Source organism: Chitinophaga polysaccharea (assembly GCF_007829335.1).
In the GTDB taxonomy this organism is placed as follows: Bacteria; Bacteroidota; Bacteroidia; order Chitinophagales; family Chitinophagaceae; genus Chitinophaga; species Chitinophaga polysaccharea_B.
Window position 1 is genome coordinate 1,574,358 of record NZ_VIWO01000001.1, and the last position, 19,252, is coordinate 1,593,609.

The window sequence follows — 19,252 nt, forward strand, 5'->3', positions numbered from 1 at the left end:
TTATGTAAAAATGCTGAATCCGGAGGCTTTCAACCTCTTCAAAATTGCTATTTTTTCCAACCGTGAGTTTCGGCAAAACAGTTTGGAATAAACTGTAGTGGATGTTCGTTTATCTTATTTTTTCTAATTGTTTCGCTTTTTTGAAAATGAGAAGGGGTTTGCCCGGTGATCTTCTTAAACATACCAGCAAATGAAGTGGGGCTTTCCAGGCCCACCATTAATCCGGTGGCTAAAATAGAGTGTCCTTCTCTCAGCAATTCTTTTGCTTTTTCGATCCGGAGATGAATCAAATAGTTTTTGGGTGTCAGGCCGTAGATAGATTTGAACAGCCTGATGAAATGGAACTTTGAAAAATTTGCCTGATCAGCAATATCGTCAAGATCGATGCTGTCGGCGTAAAACTTATCGATAAATAGCTTAGCGCTTACAACCCGCTTGTATAAATATATCTTTTCATATTGTTCCAAGATACTGACTGTTTAAGGGTGTAGTTGTAACGGGCGGTTGCCTGGTGATAGTGTATATACTTACTAAATTAAGAAAAAGGGGAATATAAATAGCAGTAAAAAAATAGACAAGTCTGTGAAGACTTGTCTATTTCCTGTGACCCCCCTGGGGCTCGAACCCAGGACCTACTGATTAAGAGTCAGTAGCTCTAACCAACTGAGCTAGGGAGTCAGCTTCCGTTCTTTTGTTAAAAACGAGAGTGCAAATTTAACGCATCTTTTCTGAATATTCATGTACTTAATTTAATTAAATTTGGTAAAAAGGCTGAAATGTGGATAAATACCCATTATGTTGATAATCTAACCGTTAGCTCATTATAAAATTATTTTTCATGCAGGAAGCGTACATAGTAGCCGGATACCGCACCGCGGTGGGCAAATCTAAAAGAGGGGGTTTTCGTTTTTATAGACCGGATGATCTGGCGGTTGACGTAATTACCGGGTTGCTGAAATCCGTACCACAACTGGATCCCAAGCGGGTCGACGACCTGATTGTAGGGAATGCGGTACCGGAAGCGGAGCAGGGGTTACAGATCGGACGTATGATTTCTGTAAGAGCGTTGGGCATTGATGTGCCGGGCATGACGGTAAATCGCTATTGTGCTTCCGGCCTGGAAACAATCGCAATCGCTACCGCTAAAATACAGTCGGGCATGGCCGATTGTATTATTGCCGGCGGTACAGAGAGTATGAGCCTGGTGCCCGTAGCCGGTTGGAAAACAGTACCTAACTATACCGTGGCCAGTACTAACCCTGATTATTATATTGGCATGGGACTCACCGCTGAAGCAGTGGCTTCTGAGTTTAAAGTAAGCCGCCAGGACCAGGATGAGTTCTCATTTAAATCGCATCAGAAAGCACTAAATGCTATTCAGAACGGCTATTTCAAGCCGGGAATTTTACCCATTGCTGTAGAAGAAGTGTATGTGGATGAGAAAGGAAAAAAACAGAAACGCACTTATACAGTAGATACCGATGAAGGCCCTCGCGCCGATACTTCTATGGAAGCACTGGGTAAGTTGAAACCTGTATTTGCAGCCGGAGGATCTGTTACAGCCGGCAACTCCTCGCAAACATCCGACGGCGCAGCCTTCGTGATAGTGATGAGCGAACGCATGGTCAACGAGCTGGGATTAAAGCCTATTGGCCGTTTGGTAGGATGTGTGTCTGCCGGCGTGCATCCCCGTATTATGGGCATCGGCCCCGTGGCGGCTATTCCTAAAGTGTTGCAGCGTACAGGAAAAACTTTACAGGATATCGACCTGGTAGAACTCAACGAGGCATTCGCGTCTCAGTCTATTGCCGTTATCCGGGAGTTGGGCCTCAATCCCGACATCGTGAATATCAATGGCGGCGCTATTGCATTGGGGCATCCGCTGGGATGTACCGGCGCTAAACTCACGGTACAGCTGCTCGGCGACCTGAAGCGACTGAATAAAAAATACGGTATTGTGACTGCCTGTGTAGGCGGTGGACAAGGCATTGCCGGTATCATCGAAAATATTAGTTAATTATAAAGGTCAACCTGGCGTTAAAAAGTATGGGGCTGTGAAAACAGCCCCTTTCTTTTTCAACCAAAATCTGAACCAATGGTGGTCAGAAAAATTTTAAAACAAAAACCAAATTTTTTGAAAACTGAGGGAAACTGTTTTTCCTCCGGGCAGGACGCTTGCTTCACACTTACATAACGAGGCCTCTAAACTACAAAATCTCTCATTATTTCAACTAAATATTTATATCAGTGGTAAATAGATAGTGCAAAAACGATTTTATTTATCAAGCCCGCCTGGCCTGACTCGCACCTGGTTTACCTTTCTTCTTATGTATTTTGTTATATTGTAATATTATTTAAATAAACAATATATAAATAGCCGGTATATTAAGGGGCCTATACACACAGATCCATAAAAAATCAATAGCTTTATCTTTTCAAATAATTAATTGTGCAAAGATCCTTACTACTGATACCTATTTTCTTATTCGCCTGCCAACAAACAACTACCAAGGAAGAGGCCACTACTGGCGGGCAACGGGCAACTACTGCCAAAACAACACCCAAACCGGTGGCTTTTAAACTGATAAGCGGAAACACCAGCAGTGATACTGCTGTATTTGAACAGGCAGGCATCACCGCCGGGATTATCAATACAGGCAACGGGATGCAAACCATCCATATTACACAACAGGGAAAACGACTCATCAACTATATGCGGGCCGTCGACTCCGCCACTACCGGGCTGCCAACACCAACGCTCGTTATAACGGGAACGGATACCCTGGTGAGCTTTAATAGCCAACAAGCCAATAGCTTCTCTTTCAAAATAAAAAATAACAGGGGAATCTATATGAAATCAACCCACCAGGCCGACAGTATAAAAAAAGCCCCCAGCTTTTAGCAGGGAGCTTTCTACTTTTTAAAAAAACAGTTTATTTAAAATTGATTGGAATAGCCAGCTTCACACTGTAATTCCGGCCTACATTAAATACCCCCGCTCTACCGGTAACTTCATTTACAGGAGCATATTTCAACCTGCTCAAATGACTCTGGTAAGCCACATCCGTAATGTTGTTCACCGCAAAGTGAAGAGAGAACAATGTTTTATTCTTCTTATTCACAAAATCAGATCCCAAACCAGCATTAAACAACGTATAACCTGAAGTGGGCGTTTCTGTTGCATAAGCGGTAAACACATCGTTCTGTGCAAAATTCAAATCCATCTGCACACCCACATAAGCGTTCTGTAACGGACTCTTACCTACTTTCTTAAACTTACCCTTTAACTCAGATAACCAACGCGCCGGTGGAATATTGGGCAGATATTTCGTAGAGTCGCTGCTGTTAGCAGTAGTAGCCCGCACATAAGAAAACGTATTTTCAAAATGCAGCCAGTCAATCGGATGCGGATGTATGTCCAGCATAATTTCGCCGCCATACAGGTTGGCAGTGGTTTGCTGGTACTGGAACGCCGCAAAACCCTCATCGTTATCATGCACCGGGATAGAATCGGTACCCGCTGCATTAAACAGTTTACGGGAGAAAATAAAATTATTGATATGATTGTAAAATACGCTCGCCGTTAAAGACAAATGCTGGGTATTGAAATCGATGCCCGCATCTACCTGCGTGCTCACCTCTGGTTTCAGCTGCTGATTACCATATTCGTATTTGATAGTGCCCTCATGTACGCCGTTGGCCGACAACTCCGCAATATTCGGCGCCCGGAAACCACGTGCTGCATTCAGCTTCAGCACCACGTGATCGCTGGCCTCATAACTCAGCCCCACACTACCGGATACATTAGAGAAATTACGCTTGAACGCATCAAATTTACTATCTCCGCTGGTAGCAGGTTTACCATCCGTGCCCAGGAACAAGGCTTTTGAGTTAATGGAGCGGTTGTCGAACCGTAGCCCGCCACTCAGCGTCAGTTTGTTGAATGTTTTGCTGGTAACGGCAAACGCTCCAATGTCAAACAAGTCGTACGCCGGTATCAGGAACTCTTCTCCTTTGTTCTTGTTGGTTTGCTGCATGCCATTTACCCCTACTGTGGTTTGCCACCCGTTCATCTCCGGCAGGTAATACTTAGCGCCATAGTTGAAGGTTTGCAGGTACAGGTAAAGCCCCGGCGTATTCGGTTGCAGTACATCGCCATATTCGCGGCGCTGGTTCAGCTGGTAACCCAATATCAGCCCTAAACGGCCACCATTATTAAGATACAGGTTGTTGTCCCATACTATTTTCTGGTGGTTGATTTGCTGCTTGGGCACTGTCATACTATATGACCGGTGATCGCTACTGGTAACTGGTCCTTCTTCGGCTGCTCCGTCAATATTCACAGGCTTCACAAAATTACCGGTACTGTCGCGATCTCCCTCTACCAGTCCGAGGTGCTGATTAAAGGAAGAAAAAGTCAGATGGGAGTATCCCCACTGCTTATTAATTCCCAGCGTAGCGCCATAGTTGGTATTGTTGAAGCGGGAATTAAATACATACCCGTCATATTTATTCTGGTAATCGTGCGCCTGTTTTTGGGTAATATAAGCGCCCCAGCTAATGCCGTTGCTATTACCGGCTATATCGGCATGATAGGCCATCAGGCCGTTATTGGTCTGGTAGTTGGCCTCCAGGTTGCCTTTTATCTGCCCTAAAGGTAACGGCGCCGGGGGAACGATGTTAACTACCCCTGCCAACGCGTCTGAGCCATATACCAGTGAAGCAGGACCTTTCAGCACTTCTATCCGGCTTACATTGTAATCATCAATCTCAATTCCATGCTCATCACCCCATTGCTGGCCTTCCTGGCGTATCCCATCGCCCACTACTACCACCCGGTTGTAACCCAACCCACGAATAAAAGGTTTGGAGATAGCCGGACCGGTAGACAATTGCGTTACCCCCGGCACCTTAGCAATGGCATCAATAATATTGGTGGAGATGTTGTCATCGAGGTAATCCCGGCGGATCACGCTGATAGGCGTAGGCGTTTTCTTTACTGACGTAGCGAGGTTGGCCCCGGTGATCACAATCTCATTCTTTTCTATCAAGGTTTCGGTCAGTACAAAATCTTTGTTGGTAGCGCCAGAAATAACCACCAGTTCTGTATAAGCAGCATAGCCGATGTAATGTACATCTACTACATATTTTCCTTTAGGAAGATTTTTGATCACATAATTACCCTGAGCATCCGCAGCCGCGCCCACACGCAGGTCGGGCAGGTAAACAGTGGCTCCCGGCAGGGGCGTATGGGTTAATTTATCTACCACTTTACCGGATAAAGAATTAGAATATCCCTCTTCAGGCGTTATACCGGCATAGGCAGCTGGCAACGCCAGCTGCACTATACCCAGGAGTCCGAGTATAAATACACGCAAATAATGCATAATTGAAAAATATAGAGCTGATTGCTAATAATGAATAACTAACGCAGCACGAGGGTGCTCGTTATCATGACGTGCATGCTGTTTAAAGCATGTTTAAAGCATAGCAACGGCCGGAGGCGCCCTGGGAGTGAGATTGTAATAAGTAGCATGCGTGGTTTCAGGTATCGGCAGCGGGAAAAAAATCCAGTTTACCTGCCACACCGGCGCTATATAATAAGTAACAAACGGCTCATAGGGTTCTATACCTATCTGCAGAAAATCACAGTGACGGTGCTGCTCCGAAATGCTAAGCCCGTCATGCTGATGTACGGCATCTACCGTGTCGTGGTGACCCGTAAATTCATGTATAAACTCCCGCGGGATGGTATTTAAAGTAAATACTCCCAGGAGAAGGATCGCTAATATTTTATGTAGATAGCGCTTATACACAAGGGCAAAGGTAGCAAAATCCATTTATTTGCAACACCGTTGCACCATTATTAATCTAATTATAAGGTCAGTTTACCTTCAGCATAGGCCGTACCTGCTGTACAGGGCCGTTTTGGAACCGGGCATAATAAATACCGCTGGGCAGGGACTGGGCATCAAAAGTAAAGGTATAGGTGCCCGGTGTATGCACTTTATTAACAGGTACACTGATCAGCCGGCCCGTGGTATCAAATACCTGGATCATAGTGTTGCCGCTGCCGGTGATATAGGTAATGGTGGTAAAATTATTAAAAGGATTGGGAGAATTGGTGATCAGCTTCTTATCGGTATTCAGATCCGGTAAGCCAGTAATGGTACCACAGGCTACCCCGCTGATCAGTGGCAAACGCTGGTAATCTTTTTGCAGGATATTCTGTAAGGTCGTTTGATCCACGCAGAACCACTGTTCCAGGATAGACGCATATATAGACCTGAAGTCGTACTGCATAGGGATATTGTCAATCACTGTAGTGGTATCTGGTAAAGCCGGTGAGTTACCCAGCACGCCCTGGTTTACATAATCTCCGAAAATGATCATCGGCGCGGCAGCACCGTGATCGGTGCCCATACTGTAGTTGGACTTAATACGGCGTCCGAATTCAGAGAAGGTCATCCCCACTACGCGGCGGGAAGCATGGAGGCCTTTCAGGTCGTCCATAAAGGCTTTAATGGCATCCGACAGGCCGCCCAGCAGGTTGGCATGGCCTCCCTTGCTGGTATCGCCGCCTTCCGTTTGGTTGGCATGGGTGTCAAAGCCGCCAATGCTCACCATATACAGCCTGGTTTTCAGTCCGCCGGCAATCAACCGGGCAACAATCTTCAGCTGTTCTGCCAGGCCATTGTTGGCCGGATAAGCGCCCTGGGTGGTCACTTTCTTGGCTGCCGCCATAATAGATTGCTCGTAGCTATTGGTTTGCTTCGCAATCAGGCGGATATATTGCAATTCCTTTCCCCACTTGGTATTGGGAACAGGATCTGTAATGCCGTCTATCAGGTTGTAAAAGTCGGTAGCACTGGTAATGGCAATACCCATACTGGCGCCGGCGCCCTGGAAAGCGGGCGACACGATAGAACCAATTTGTATGGCCAGTGGATCGGGGTTATCTGCGTTAGGATAACCATCCGGGAAGCCAGGATACTGGGTATCGAGGTAGCGGCCGCCCCAGCCGGTTGTCAATATCTCATTAGAATCGGAACCGGTTAACCATATATCAGTAGCGCGGAAATGGGAATAGTTGGGAGAAGGATAACCCACACTTTGCACAATGCTTACCTTTCCCTCATTGTATAATTGTTGAATGCCGGTCATTGCCGGGTGGAGGCCGGATTTCAGGTAACTGTCGAGGCGAAGCACCTTGCCTTCCTGGATAGCAATGTTAGTACGCGCCGCCTGGTATTTACCATAAACGTCGAGTGGAATGACCATATTCAAGCCATCGTTGCCACCGGTCATCTGGATCATTACCAGTACGTGATCGTTATCTTTTGCCCCGGTACTCAATGCGGTGAGCATGGGCGACGAGGCAAAGGCTTTAATGGAAAAACCATTGATCAGGGTAGGCAGGATAGCAGCTGGCGCTGTATATTTGAGGAAGTCTCTTCTTTTCATAAAAAGGTTTTTCAGCTATCAGGATAATTGATATTCCGACAGGTCCATAATGTATTTATACAGCGCCTGGAGGCGTCCTTGCACGTTGTCTTTTGCTGTAGCATCTCCGGGGTTGGCGATATAGGCATTCCAGGCCTGGGTCCAGTAATAGTTACTGTCCGGGCTTTGACCAAAGAGTAGTATCGTATTCTTCAGAAAATCTTTCACCTTATCGGAAACGCCTACACGATACAGCAGGTCCAGCGAGTCGCTGATCAGGGCTACCGGATCTTCCGGATGCGGGAGCCTGGCGGCAAAGGCCAGGGTATCTATACGTAGTCCACCTACGCCGCCACTGCTCACTAGTCCATCACTCAGGCGGTTGCGTTTAGGTAACGTATCAGTATTGATCCAGAGTTCATGAAAGGCGGGCTCCTGGTAGTAAGCTTCCCATCCGGCTACCAGTGGAGGATCCCCAAAGTTTTGCAACATAGCAGCCGCCCTGTCGTGTATAAAGGCCCAGGCCTTGTATTGCGACGTATAGTCGCCCGGGATAGCAATCCCATATTCCCGGCAAATGCCTACGCAGAAATCGGCCGGGCTCTTAATAAGACAGGCCATATTAGCCGGATCAAAGAAATGCTCACTGGTAAAGAGCGCATTCAGCGTTACTTTAATATCGTAAAAACTGCTACGGAGAATGTCTGCCAATGGCGCAATCACATTGGTTTCTGTTGCCTGGTCTATATCGTAGTATACGAAGAACCGGTAAAGCTTGCGGCAAATAAATTTCGCTACCTCCGGTTGTAAAAAAATAATGTTGAGTAAATCATCTACCTCTGTAGCACCATCAGGACCTGTTTTTCCGGAGATGACTTTATTGGAATAAAAGCTGGAAAACTGTTTATTGGTGATATCGTGTTGCGTAGTATCAAACAGGCTCACAATGTTGGTGCTGTCTACCCGGAACCCGGTGAGTACGCGGGCAGAGGCTCTCACGTCATCTTCCGTATAATGAGAATCCGGACCTTTACCTACCGTAAAAAGCTCATGTAATTCCCGGGCATAGTTTTCATCGGCGGCGCCTTTTGAATTGAGGTACCCATTGAGATATACCAGCATGGCCGGATCCAGGGTAACGGCTTTAGTAAGCGCTTTAAAATTACCCAATGCATGTTTGCGTAACGTGAGATTGTATTGGTAAATAAAGCGGCTATCATTCACCATACTTGTTTCCGTTACAAAATGGTTATGCCAGAACAACACCATTTTTTCGTGTATGCTGGCAGGTTGGTTAATCATCTGACCAGTCCACCATGCTTTATAGGAAGCTATTCTTTTTCTTTCCAGCATTTCATCTCCCCTGGCGGCTCTTACCCAGGTAGCACCGGGCGCTACGCCGGTGTCGTCAACCCCATAGTTATTCACCGGAGGGGTAGGGTCTGCCTGTGGAGTGAGTAGGGTATCAACGGCCTGCTGCATAGACAGGTTTTTGAAAGTGTTGATATTGCCGGGGGAAACGCCGAAGAGGGTACGTTTCAATAAATGTATCTGCTGTAAAGATCCCCAGGCGCCGGTATAAGGCGCAAGGCCAGTTCTGGTACGGGCAAATGAGGTAACATTCCGCACTGCGCGATCAGGAGATAAGGTTAGGAATTGTCTGCGATCCATAAAACGATATGGTTGATGGCCAGGAGACCGATTATGGATCCAAATTAGTAAAAAGTTTAATCTAATTAAAGAGAATGCAGGATTATATTATTCGTAATTCTCATTTTGATACGCTAAAGATCAGAATGATAATTAAATTATTATTTTGTTTAAATCGTATTGTATTAATATGCAACTATTTATAGAAAGATTTTTTAGCTTCGCAACATAAAAATACCTACATTTGAAAATGTCTGCGGGTAGTCGTACCCGTAGACAAACACCAGGTAAGGCTGCCGGCTCTTTCCACAGATTGACAGCCCCCTGGTTTATTTGAATCTTAACAGAAACAAATGAGATATAATAATTTGTCGGCCCCAATGCCGTTCACGAATCTTCGCAAGTATATTTCAGGCAGTCAACTTTATTTGCCTGATCATAATGGTTGCTTTTCACATAGTCCTTAGTAGATCAACCGTGATGCGTAAGAGGTCATTTTGATCTCGTACTTCTCAACATTTTACCGGCGTATCACCGGTATAGGAAATCTATTTTTATCTTAATAATCCCATTTACAAAAATCTATGGCGAAAGTCAATTTGATTATGTGTAACTAGTTGATTATTAATATACAAATGTACTGATAAATTAATAGCAGTATACATTTTTGTAAATTTTTTAACCGGCAAAAAATGAATACATCAGAAGTTGTGGAAATAATCAGAACAACACTTGAACTATCAAAACAAGAAATGAGTAACCTGCTGGGCATCCCTGGTAAACGATATGCCCGTTATGAAAGCGGAGTATTAATACCCGACGATTTTTTTTATGAACGAATGGAAACCCTATACGGCATCAACATGCAGCCACCCGGCATTGTTTTTATACAGCCCGAAAAGCTGAAACCTGCTGTATATGAGCAGTTGCGCCGATTGTTATTGTAACGTAAGCAAGGTAAATAGCGATTCGCTAAAAATATTTTTTAGACAGCTTCTATTTTTAAAATTAACCAGCTTACAGCTTCCTGCTGTATCAGCGTATAGGCATCCCTGTTATACAGGCCTGGTATCGTAGATTGGGATGGGAAAGGGTAAACAATTATCAACAAACAAAAATAAAAAAGGAGCCAACGTCAATTGGCTCCTTTTGATATTTTAATGATGATGGTGATCAGCGTGATCGTGATGATGCTCATCCGGCTTTAACTGCGCCGTACTGTCATCATAATACACAAAGAAGTATAAATAAATGGCCCTTGATAATCGCATCAGCCATGGCTGGATAAGCACCAGCAATACCCCATTTACACCCAGCCAGATAAAAATACTGTTATCCCTCCAGGTAAGACCGAAGAAAAGCCAAAACCAGATTAAGTTAAACACGCTGAAAGCCACCGATAATGCGTAACTCACATAGCCTGTACCAAACCAGAAACCTGTTTCCAACTCATACTTCTGTCCACATACCGGGCAGTTATCGTACATGTTAAAGATCTTCGAAAACTTAAAGTGAAAGGGATTCTGATCTCTGAACATATGTCCTTTCCTGCATCTGGGGCACTTCATCGTCAGCATGCTGACGAAATAGTTTGGCCGCCCGGGCTGTTGTGTACTCATACTGCAAAAATAACCATTTATTTTAAACTGTTATACCGCAGCAGTTTTACGTTCGCCGATCTGTTGCCTCCACATAGCGTAATACAAGCCCTTTTCGGCCACCAGGTCTTCATGCTTACCCGATTCCACAATCTGCCCTTTTTCCAGTACATAAATGCGGTCGGCATGCATGATGGTGCTCAAACGGTGTGCAATCATCACGGTGATATGTTGCTTGCTGGCAGTGATCTCCCTTACAGTAGTGGTAATTTCTTCTTCTGTAATGGAATCCAGCGCGGAGGTAGCTTCGTCGAATACCATCAGCCGCGGATTGCGCAGTAACGCCCGGGCAATAGATAAACGCTGTTTCTCTCCACCGGAAATTTTAATACCGCCTTCCCCGATCACTGTTTCCAGGCCCTTGTCGGCCCTTGCCAGCAACGAATAACAGGAAGCCTTATCCAGCGCTTCCATCACCGCTGCGTCACTGGCGCCGGGATTTACAAATAACAGGTTTTCTTTGATGGTACCGGCAAATAATTGCGTATCCTGGGTTACAAACCCTACCTGGTGACGCAGGTCTTCCATATCCACCTCATTGGCATCTACGCCATTGTAGTAAATATGTCCTTCGTTAGGTTTGTATAACCCTACCAATAGCTTTACCAGCGTGGTTTTACCCGATCCGGAAGGCCCTACAAAAGCAATGGTTTCTCCTACTTTTACGGAGAAATTCACATGATCCAACGCTTTGGATGCAGCAGTAAGATGTTTAAAACCTACCTGCTTAAAGTGCAGCTCATCAATGCCATTCACCTTGATTGGATTGGCAGGCATTTCTTCTACCGGCGTATTTAAAATGCTTTCAAAGTTCAACAACGATACCTGTGCCTCCCGGTAGTTGAGAATGATATTGCCCAACTCCTGTAACGGCCCGAAAATAAAGAAGGAATAAAGCTGCAATGTCATCAGCTGACCAATACTTACGGTGTCGCGGTAAATGTAAAACAATAGCAAAAACAAAATGCTCGAACGCATCAGGTTCACAAAAGTACCCTGCACAAAGCTGATACTGCGAATGCTCCGCACTTTCTTTAATTCCAGCATCAGGATTTTCAGGGTAGTAGAATTTAAACGCCTGATTTCCTGCTGGGTGAGTCCCAAACTCTTTACCAGCTCTATGTTACGGAGCGACTCAGTAGTGGAACCCGCCAGTGCGGTGGTTTCTTTTACAATGGTTTTCTGGATCACCTTAATTTTCCTGCTCAATACACTCATCAATACAGTCAGTAAAATACAACCGGTGAGGTACACGAAGGGGAGTGTCCAGTGCACCGCAGTAGCGTATACCATCACAAACACAACACCAATCAGCGATACAAAGAGCACGTTTACAAAAGCAGTGATAAACTTTTCGCAGTCTACCCGCACTTTTTGCAAAATAGCCAGTGTTTCCCCGCTGCGCTGGTCCTCAAACTGTTGGTACGGTAACCGGAGGGAGTGCTTCAACCCGTCGGTATATACCTGTGCGCCAAATTTTTGCACAATCACATTCACAAAATAATCCTGGAATGCTTTGGCAATCCTGGATACCATGGCTACGCCGATGGCGGCCGATACCAGGAGTAATACGCCCCATAAATAGTCGTTTTCAGGCCTGAAAATACTTCCTCCCTTTATGGTCGTCTTAGGATGAGAAGCAAACCTGTCGATAATCCACCCAAAAATCATGGGGTCCATCAGTGAGAAAAGTTGGTTAATACTGGCTAAAGCCATGGCTAATACGACCAACCATTTATATCTCTTTAAATAATGCAATAATAGTTTCATATATCCAATTTCCTGAGCTGCAAAGGTACTGCATGTTGTCACATATGTGTGGAAAGTTGTGTGCGTTTTTGGTCAAAAAATGTTAACTTAATAGTAAGTTCTTTTCTACAGGCATTGGCGATTATTTTTTACCTGAATAAATCTCCACATATGAAAGCGTATGATGAAAAACATATCAAAAACATCGTACTTCTCGGTGCACCCAAAAGCGGCAAAACAACCCTCGCTGAAACTATGTTATTCGAAGCCGGCATCATCAGTAAACGCGGTAGTATTGAAGAAAATAATACTATCTCCGACTACCACGATATAGAGCACGAACGAGGTAACTCCGTATATGCCACCCTGCTGCACACGGAATGGAAAGATTATAAGATAAACATCATTGATACCCCCGGCCTGGAAGACTTCATCGGAGAAGTGATTGCCGCCATCCGGGTATCCGACACCGCAGTGCTGCTGCTCAATGCCCAATATGGCATGGAAGTAGGTACCGAAATAGTTTGGGACTATGTAGATAAGTACCGAAAACCCACGATTATCGCCGTCAACCAGCTCGACGCTGAACTGGCCAATTTTAATAAAGCCGTAGAAGACGCTGTTCAGGCATTTGGATCATCCGTTACCGTTATGCAATACCCGGTAAATCAAGGCCCTGGCTTCAACGCCATTATCGATCTCCTGAAAATGACCATGTATCGCTTTCCCGAAAATGGAGGTAAACCCGAAAAGCTTCCCATCCCCGACAGCGAAAAAGAACGCGCCGAAAAAATGCACAACGAACTGGTGGAAAAAGCAGCGGAAAACGATGATACCCTCATGGAACAATATTTTGAGAAAGGCAACCTGGATGAAGATGAACTCCGCAAAGGCCTCAAAATAGGCATGCTCCGCCACCAGGTGTTTCCCCTGTTTTGTCTGTCAGCAAAGAAAAACATGGGCAGTGGCCGCTTGATGGGCTTCATCGATAATGTAGCCCCCTCCGCCATGGAAATGCCCGATGAGGTGACCACCGACGGCAAAGCCGTTCCCTGCGATCCCGCCCGTCCTACCGCTTTATTCGTATTCAAAACACTACAGGAGCCTCACATTGGGAGGCTCACTTATTTTAAGGTAATGTCGGGAGAAGTAAGAGGCGGTATGGAACTGATCAACGAACAGGGCAACACCACTGAGCGTATCAGCCAGCTCTTTATTGCCGACGGTAAAAACCGCAACAACGTTGAGCGGCTACAGGCAGGCGATATTGGTTGCACCCTTAAAATGAAAAATACCCTGACCAATCATACCCTGGCGGAAAAGAGTTTCGGTGGACAAATAGCTCCCATCGACTTCCCCGCGCCTAAAGTACGGGTGGCCATCGAGGCAAAGAATAAAGCCGATGATGAAAAACTCAGCGAAGTGCTGGCAGAAATTCACATGGAAGATCCTACCCTGGTAGTGGAATTCAACCGGGAACTGAAACAGGTGATCCTTCACGGTCAGGGCGAACTACACCTGCTCGTTACCAAATGGCGGCTGGAAAACATCTATAAAATGCCGGTAGTTTTCCACGCAGCGAAGATCCCGTATCGCGAAACCATCCAGAAACCTGCACAGGCTTCCTATCGCCATAAAAAACAATCCGGTGGCGCCGGCCAATTCGGGGAAGTATTCCTTAAAATTGAACCCTGGTTCGAAGGAATGCCTCCCTATAAAGAGCACTCAGTGCGGGATACGGAAGAAATTGCCCTTTCCTGGGGAGGAAAACTGGTATTCAACAACTGTATCGTAGGAGGCGCCATAGATAGCCGCTTCCTGCCCTCCATCCTGAAAGGCGTCATGGAAAAAATGCAGGAAGGCCCGCTAACAGGCTCCTACGTACGCGATATACGGGTAAGCGTATACGACGGTAAAATGCACCCGGTAGATAGCAACGATATTTCCTTCAAAATAGCCGGCATGATGGCTTTCCGCGAAGCCTTCCACCATGCTGCCCCCCAACTGCTGGAACCGGTATTTGAACTCGAAGCTACTGCTCCGGATGTAATGATGGGCGATATTATGAGCGAACTGCAAAGCCATCGCAGCATCATAACAGGCATGGATACACTGAATGGATACCAGGTCATTAAAGCCCGTACGCCGCAGGCCGAAATCGATAAGCTGTTTGCCGCCCTGCGCAATGTTACACAAGGCAAGGCAAAGCTCCGGTCGCACTTCGCAGAATATGCCCCCGTGCCGGCTGAACTACAGAAAAAACTGAGCGAAAACTATAAGGAAGAACTGAATATCTAGCTCTTAGTTACCCCATCCTTCCCGGTCAAGGCTCCTGAACTGTATGGCTTCCGCCATATGTGCCGACGTTACACTGTTGCTGCCTTCCAGGTCTGCAATTGTTCTGCTCACTTTCAGTATCCGGTCGTAAGCCCGTGCCGACAACTTCAGCTGCTGCATAGCCCGCCCCAACTGCTCCCGGCATTGCTCGCTGATCACACATACCTCCGACAGCAGTGAACTATGCATCTGGGCATTGCAATACACGCCTTCATAAGCGGCAAATCGCGCTGCCTGGATAGCCCTTGCGGCAATTACACGGTCACGGATATACGTACTTTTCTCTGCCCGGTGTGTGGAGCTCAGGTCGGCAAATTTTACCGGCGTTACTTCTACGTGTAAGTCTATACGATCCAGCAAAGGACCCGATACCTTATTCAGGTAGTCCTGTACCTGCCCCGATGCGCAACTGCACTCTTTTTCAGGATGATTGAAATAACCGCAGGGGCACGGATTCATAGAAGCAATCAGTATAAAACTGGCGGGAAAATCAATGGCGGTGCGTGCCCGGGAAATGGTCACCCTTCTTTCTTCCACGGGTTGCCGCATCACTTCCAGCACTTTGCGCTTAAATTCCGGTAGTTCATCCAGGAATAATACGCCGTTATGCGCCAGCGAAATTTCTCCGGGCTGGGGAATGCTGCCACCGCCTACCAGCGCGGCATCGCTGATGGTATGATGCGGCGACCGGAACGGGCGATGAATAATAAGCCCGGTATGAGCCGGCAATTTTCCCGCTACTGAATGGATCTTAGTGGTTTCGAGTGCTTCCTGCAGGGTGAGTGGCGGGAGGATAGTAGGCAATCGTTTGGCCAGCATGGTTTTACCGGCGCCGGGAGGACCTATCAATATAGCATTATGCCCGCCGGCAGCGGCTATTTCCAATGCCCGCTTAATAGATTGCTGCCCTTTTACATCGCTGAAATCTACGTCGAAAATATCCTGGCTCCGGTAAAAATCATCCTGCTCAGGTAATACCGGCGCCAGGCTTCCCGGCGTGGTGAGAAGCTGTATGGCTTCTGCAATGTGCGAAACGCCATATATCTGTAGCCCGCGTACCATGGCGGCTTCCCGGGCATTCTGCCGGGGAAGTATGCAGCCCTGAAAACCATCCTGCTGCGCCTGTATCGCCATCGGCAACGCGCCTTTGATAGGCTGGATGGTGCCGTCGAGCGATAACTCGCCCATCATCAGGAACCGATCCAGCTGTTCGGCAGGCAGCTGCCCCGAAGCAGCCATAATGCCGGCGGCAATAGGTAAATCGTAGGCGGCGCCGGCCTTGCGGATGTCTGCCGGCGCCATATTCACCACCGTGCGGGTACGGGGCATGCGCAGCCCCATACACTGAATGGTCGACTCAATACGCTGCTCACTCTCTTTAACGGCATTATCCGGTAGCCCAACGATAAATAATTTATTTCCCTGTGAAGATACATTTACCTCTATGGTAATGGTGATGGCATTCACTCCCTGAATGGCGCTGCCAAAGGTTTTAACAATCATATGGATATTGGGTTAACAATGATCGCGAATATACAACTTTGGCAGCAACGGTAGCTTAACGGATTTGCGACAGCAGCTCCAGTACTTTCTCTCTCTTCAGAATCAGGTAGCCGATCTTCTCTTTGGCAATACCATCTTTCAGCTGGTAAGTAAAATGCAGGTCATCATCAATAACGGTAGATTCAAAATACTTAAACTGGATACGCTGCTCCGATTGCAGATCTTCTGCTATTTCGTACAAATGGGTGGATAAAATAAAAAGACAGTTCGTGCTCTGTAATAATCCCCGGATAACGGCCAGGGAGCAGTTCCGGGCATCTTCTACGTTGGTGCCTTTAAACATCTCATCAATTAATACCAGCCAGTTCTTTCCATTGCTGATTTGTAGAATGGTATTTTTGATGCGCTGTACTTCGCTGTAGAAATAGCTCTCGCCCTTGAAAATATTATCTTGTACCTGTATGTTGCTGAAGATGCCGTGGAAGAAGCTGAGCTCCATTTGCTGCGCCGGAACGCCCATTCCAATATGCGCCAGGAAAACGGCTACTCCTACCGCCTTGATAAACGTGGTTTTACCAGCCATATTGGCGCCCGTCAGGAACATAAAATGCGAGGCTTCATCCAGCTGCACATCATAGGCTACCGGCTCCTGTAAAATAATATGATAAAGCTGTGTGGCTTTGACCACCGGGCGGCTGCTGGCAGAAAAACGGGGAAACTCCAGTTTATAATGCCGGATAGCCTTGGCCATGGCGTAAAAAGCATCGAGTTGCTGGTAGAGGGTCACCAGCTCCAGGATCACTTTTTTATGCCGCTTCCGGATATAGTTATCATAACGGAGTATACCAATAAAATTCAGGGTACCTTCTTCATCTGCTTTCAGGATCTCGTAAAAATCTTTTTTGCTCAATAGATGCTGCGCCCGGTCCAGTAAGGTTTTTAAGATTTTAGGGGTATCATCGGCATTGAATACATTGATGAAGGAACGGAATCCTTTCAGCAGGTTCACCAGTTGGGTAAATGAAAATTTAATAAAGCCAAAGTCAGGTGCATACAGCGTTTTGTTGATCACCGCCTGTATATACAATGCCAATCCTTCGGTATTGGAAATAGGTTCAATCTGTGCTTCCATGTAGTTTTCCACCACTACTACGGTACCATTGGAGATAATGGAAGGCCAGCTATTTTCTTTTTCCAGGATGTATTGCAGCGCTCTTTGCCTGTTTTCAATCGACTGGATGTCTTGCAGCGGGTTGCTGAACAGTTGCCGCATGTACTCACGGCCACCGGAAGTAGTGGTAAAATCGAGCCGGTGGAATAGGGAAAATTCTTCGTCGCGATTAAAAATAGACAGGTCGTAATAGGATGTTTTGTCCAGTTGCATGCAGCATCGTTTTAGTGAATATACGGTGGAAGATGCAAGGATAGAAAAATTCCATAAGAAAGAAAAGCGGAAAGCAAAAAGTCATTGCAGTGGATAATCGATGGGGTTTTATACCCGTTTACATCATTCGCTACAATGGCTTTTTGCTTTCCGCTTTATGCCTTCTGCTTTTATCAGCGGCTGAACGCCAACCGTTGACCCAGTATATTTTCGTTGAAAACACCGTTGGTATAAGCCAGGTGACCATTTACAAAGGTATGGGTGATCGCAGCGGGGAAGGTATGTCCTTCAAACGGGCTCCAGGCGCATTTGTAGAATATATTCTCTTTATTCACGCTGGTTTGGGCCTGCAGATCTACGATAACGCAGTCAGCAAAATAGCCTTCTCTCAAAAATCCTCTTTCTTTTACCTGGAAACAGATGGCAGGTGCATGGCTCATTTTCTCCACCACTTTTTCTATGCTGATATCTCCCTGCCGGGCATGTTCAAGCATAAGCAGCAGGCTGTGTTGTACCAATGGTACGCCAGATGGAGCCTGCAGGTAAGGCTGTTGCTTTTCTTCCCAGGTATGCGGGGCATGGTCGGTGGCAATAATATCCAGCCGGTCGTCCAGGAGTGCCTGCCAGAGCGCGGTTTTATTTTCCGGTGCTTTAATAGCGGGATTGCATTTGATCAGGTTGCCGTATTCGGCGTAATCATCTGCGGTGAAATGGAGGTGATGTACGCATACTTCTGCGGTAATCCTCTTTTCAGCCAGGGGCAGCATGTTACCGAATAATTGCAGTTCCCGGGCAGTGGAGATATGCAGGATATGCAGGCGGGCATCGTGTTTCTGTGCAAACTGGATGGCTACCAGCGATGACTCGAAGCAGGCTTCCACATTACGGATCAGCGGGTGGTCGGCAGCGGTGAGCTGGTCGCCTTTTTCCCGCTGGAAAGCTTCCATATTGGCACGGATGATTTTTTCATCTTCGCAGTGGGTCGCAATCAGTAGTTCGCTGTTGGAAAAAACGGTTTCCAGTGTAAGGTAGTTGTCCACCAGCATATTGCCGGTAGAGGATCCCATGAATATTTTGACCCCGCAAACGCTCTCTTTTTTGGCGTTTGTTTTCAGGATTTCTTCTACATTATCATTGGCAGCTCCCATAAAAAAGGAGTAGTTAGCCAGTGAATGTTGTTGGGCAATGGTGTATTTATCTTCCAGCAGTTCCTGTGTAAGGGCGGCTGGCTTGGTATTGGGCATCTCCATGAAGCTGGTGGTGCCACCGGCTACGGCGGCGCGGGCTTCGGTATAAATGGTGGCTTTTTGTGTTAAGCCGGGCTCCCGGAAGTGTACCTGGTCGTCTATAACGCCCGGCAACAGGTGTTTTCCTTCTCCGTTAATTTCTGTGTATTGGCCGCTAATGGTGATGTTGGGCGCAATTTTTTCAATGCGGCTGTTCTTGATCCATACATCTTGTACCGTGGTGCGTCCTTCGTTAACCACGGCGATATTCCTGATGAGGTAGTTTTGCATGCCGCAAAGGT

Annotated in this window: 14 protein-coding genes and 1 tRNA gene; 4 read left to right on the forward strand and 11 right to left on the reverse strand. The window is 46.5% G+C overall.

Annotated features, from left to right (window positions below):
* Positions 1–47 precede the first annotated feature (47 nt).
* Positions 48–467, reverse strand: a complete 420-nt coding sequence (locus FHW36_RS06610) for a helix-turn-helix transcriptional regulator (RefSeq protein ID WP_222429000.1) — start codon at positions 465–467, stop codon at positions 48–50.
* A gap of 137 nt (positions 468–604) precedes the next feature.
* Positions 605–678: transfer RNA gene (locus FHW36_RS06615), tRNA-Lys, on the reverse strand.
* A 160-nt stretch (positions 679–838) separates the two neighbouring features.
* On the opposite strand from FHW36_RS06615, the gene FHW36_RS06620 reads away from it, so the two are divergent.
* Together FHW36_RS06620 and FHW36_RS06625 are read left to right on the forward strand one after the other, a co-directional pair.
* Positions 839–2,017, forward strand: a complete 1,179-nt coding sequence (locus FHW36_RS06620; RefSeq protein ID WP_145664310.1) for an acetyl-CoA C-acyltransferase — start codon at positions 839–841, stop codon at positions 2,015–2,017.
* A gap of 432 nt (positions 2,018–2,449) precedes the next feature.
* A complete protein-coding gene (locus FHW36_RS06625; protein WP_145664314.1) occupies positions 2,450–2,902 on the forward strand; it encodes a hypothetical protein in 453 nt (150 codons plus the stop codon).
* A 31-nt stretch (positions 2,903–2,933) separates the two neighbouring features.
* Here the strand turns inward: FHW36_RS06625 and FHW36_RS06630 are convergent, their stop codons facing one another.
* The 4 genes from FHW36_RS06630 to FHW36_RS06645 form a co-directional block, all read right to left on the reverse strand.
* Positions 2,934–5,387, reverse strand: coding sequence for a TonB-dependent receptor (locus FHW36_RS06630; protein ID WP_145664317.1), 2,454 nt, complete (start codon positions 5,385–5,387; stop codon positions 2,934–2,936).
* 93 nt (positions 5,388–5,480) lie between these two features.
* Positions 5,481–5,840 (reverse strand): hypothetical protein, encoded by a 360-nt coding sequence (locus FHW36_RS06635; RefSeq protein WP_145664320.1) that lies wholly within the window; start codon positions 5,838–5,840, stop codon positions 5,481–5,483.
* 43 nt (positions 5,841–5,883) lie between these two features.
* Positions 5,884–7,464, reverse strand: coding sequence for a DUF1501 domain-containing protein (locus FHW36_RS06640; protein ID WP_145664323.1), 1,581 nt, complete (start codon positions 7,462–7,464; stop codon positions 5,884–5,886).
* Positions 7,465–7,482: 18 nt separating this feature from the next.
* Positions 7,483–9,114, reverse strand: coding sequence for a DUF1800 domain-containing protein (locus tag FHW36_RS06645; RefSeq protein WP_145664326.1), 1,632 nt, complete (start codon positions 9,112–9,114; stop codon positions 7,483–7,485).
* A gap of 671 nt (positions 9,115–9,785) precedes the next feature.
* Here FHW36_RS06645 and FHW36_RS06650 point away from each other — a divergent pair.
* A complete protein-coding gene (locus tag FHW36_RS06650) occupies positions 9,786–10,040 on the forward strand; it encodes a helix-turn-helix domain-containing protein (RefSeq protein WP_145664329.1) in 255 nt (84 codons plus the stop codon).
* Positions 10,041–10,250: 210 nt separating this feature from the next.
* Here FHW36_RS06650 and FHW36_RS06655 read toward each other — a convergent pair whose 3' ends face one another.
* A complete protein-coding gene (locus FHW36_RS06655; protein ID WP_145664332.1) occupies positions 10,251–10,712 on the reverse strand; it encodes a DUF983 domain-containing protein in 462 nt (153 codons plus the stop codon).
* Between the two features lie 30 nt (positions 10,713–10,742).
* Complete coding sequence (locus FHW36_RS06660; RefSeq protein ID WP_145664335.1) at positions 10,743–12,521, reverse strand: ABC transporter ATP-binding protein; 1,779 nt, start codon at positions 12,519–12,521, stop codon at positions 10,743–10,745.
* A 150-nt stretch (positions 12,522–12,671) separates the two neighbouring features.
* Between FHW36_RS06660 and FHW36_RS06665 the strand changes: the two genes are divergently transcribed.
* Positions 12,672–14,798 (forward strand): elongation factor G, encoded by a 2,127-nt coding sequence (locus FHW36_RS06665; RefSeq protein ID WP_145664346.1) that lies wholly within the window; start codon positions 12,672–12,674, stop codon positions 14,796–14,798.
* A gap of 3 nt (positions 14,799–14,801) precedes the next feature.
* On the opposite strand, the gene FHW36_RS06670 is transcribed toward FHW36_RS06665, so the two are convergent.
* The 3 genes from FHW36_RS06670 to FHW36_RS06680 all read right to left on the reverse strand — a co-directional run bounded on the left by FHW36_RS06670 (position 14,802) and on the right by FHW36_RS06680 (position 19,241).
* Positions 14,802–16,340, reverse strand: a complete 1,539-nt coding sequence (locus FHW36_RS06670; RefSeq protein WP_145664349.1) for a YifB family Mg chelatase-like AAA ATPase — start codon at positions 16,338–16,340, stop codon at positions 14,802–14,804.
* A gap of 55 nt (positions 16,341–16,395) precedes the next feature.
* Positions 16,396–17,724 carry a MutS-related protein gene (locus tag FHW36_RS06675; protein WP_145664352.1) on the reverse strand — a complete coding sequence of 443 codons (1,329 nt, stop codon included), beginning with the start codon at positions 17,722–17,724 and terminating at the stop codon, positions 16,396–16,398.
* 173 nt (positions 17,725–17,897) lie between these two features.
* Positions 17,898–19,241: a dihydroorotase gene (locus FHW36_RS06680; protein ID WP_145664355.1), complete on the reverse strand. Its 1,344-nt coding sequence runs from the start codon at positions 19,239–19,241 to the stop codon at positions 17,898–17,900.
* Between the last annotated feature and the right edge of the window lie 11 nt (positions 19,242–19,252).

Excerpts from the sequence above, each read along its gene's own strand:
- FHW36_RS06675 (WP_145664352.1), bottom strand. The coding sequence starts at position 17,724 with ATGCAACTGGACAAAACATCCTATTACGACCTGTCTATTTTTAATCGC.
- FHW36_RS06630 (WP_145664317.1), bottom strand. The coding sequence starts at position 5,387 with ATGCATTATTTGCGTGTATTTATACTCGGACTCCTGGGTATAGTGCAG.
- FHW36_RS06640 (WP_145664323.1), bottom strand. The coding sequence starts at position 7,464 with ATGAAAAGAAGAGACTTCCTCAAATATACAGCGCCAGCTGCTATCCTG.
- FHW36_RS06635 (WP_145664320.1), bottom strand. The coding sequence starts at position 5,840 with ATGGATTTTGCTACCTTTGCCCTTGTGTATAAGCGCTATCTACATAAA.
- FHW36_RS06680 (WP_145664355.1), bottom strand. The coding sequence starts at position 19,241 with ATGCAAAACTACCTCATCAGGAATATCGCCGTGGTTAACGAAGGACGC.
- FHW36_RS06660 (WP_145664335.1), bottom strand. The coding sequence starts at position 12,521 with ATGAAACTATTATTGCATTATTTAAAGAGATATAAATGGTTGGTCGTA.
- FHW36_RS06655 (WP_145664332.1), bottom strand. The coding sequence starts at position 10,712 with ATGAGTACACAACAGCCCGGGCGGCCAAACTATTTCGTCAGCATGCTG.
- FHW36_RS06665 (WP_145664346.1), top strand. The coding sequence starts at position 12,672 with ATGAAAGCGTATGATGAAAAACATATCAAAAACATCGTACTTCTCGGT.
- FHW36_RS06620 (WP_145664310.1), top strand. The coding sequence starts at position 839 with ATGCAGGAAGCGTACATAGTAGCCGGATACCGCACCGCGGTGGGCAAA.
- FHW36_RS06645 (WP_145664326.1), bottom strand. The coding sequence starts at position 9,114 with ATGGATCGCAGACAATTCCTAACCTTATCTCCTGATCGCGCAGTGCGG.
- FHW36_RS06670 (WP_145664349.1), bottom strand. The coding sequence starts at position 16,340 with ATGATTGTTAAAACCTTTGGCAGCGCCATTCAGGGAGTGAATGCCATC.
- FHW36_RS06650 (WP_145664329.1), top strand. The coding sequence starts at position 9,786 with ATGAATACATCAGAAGTTGTGGAAATAATCAGAACAACACTTGAACTA.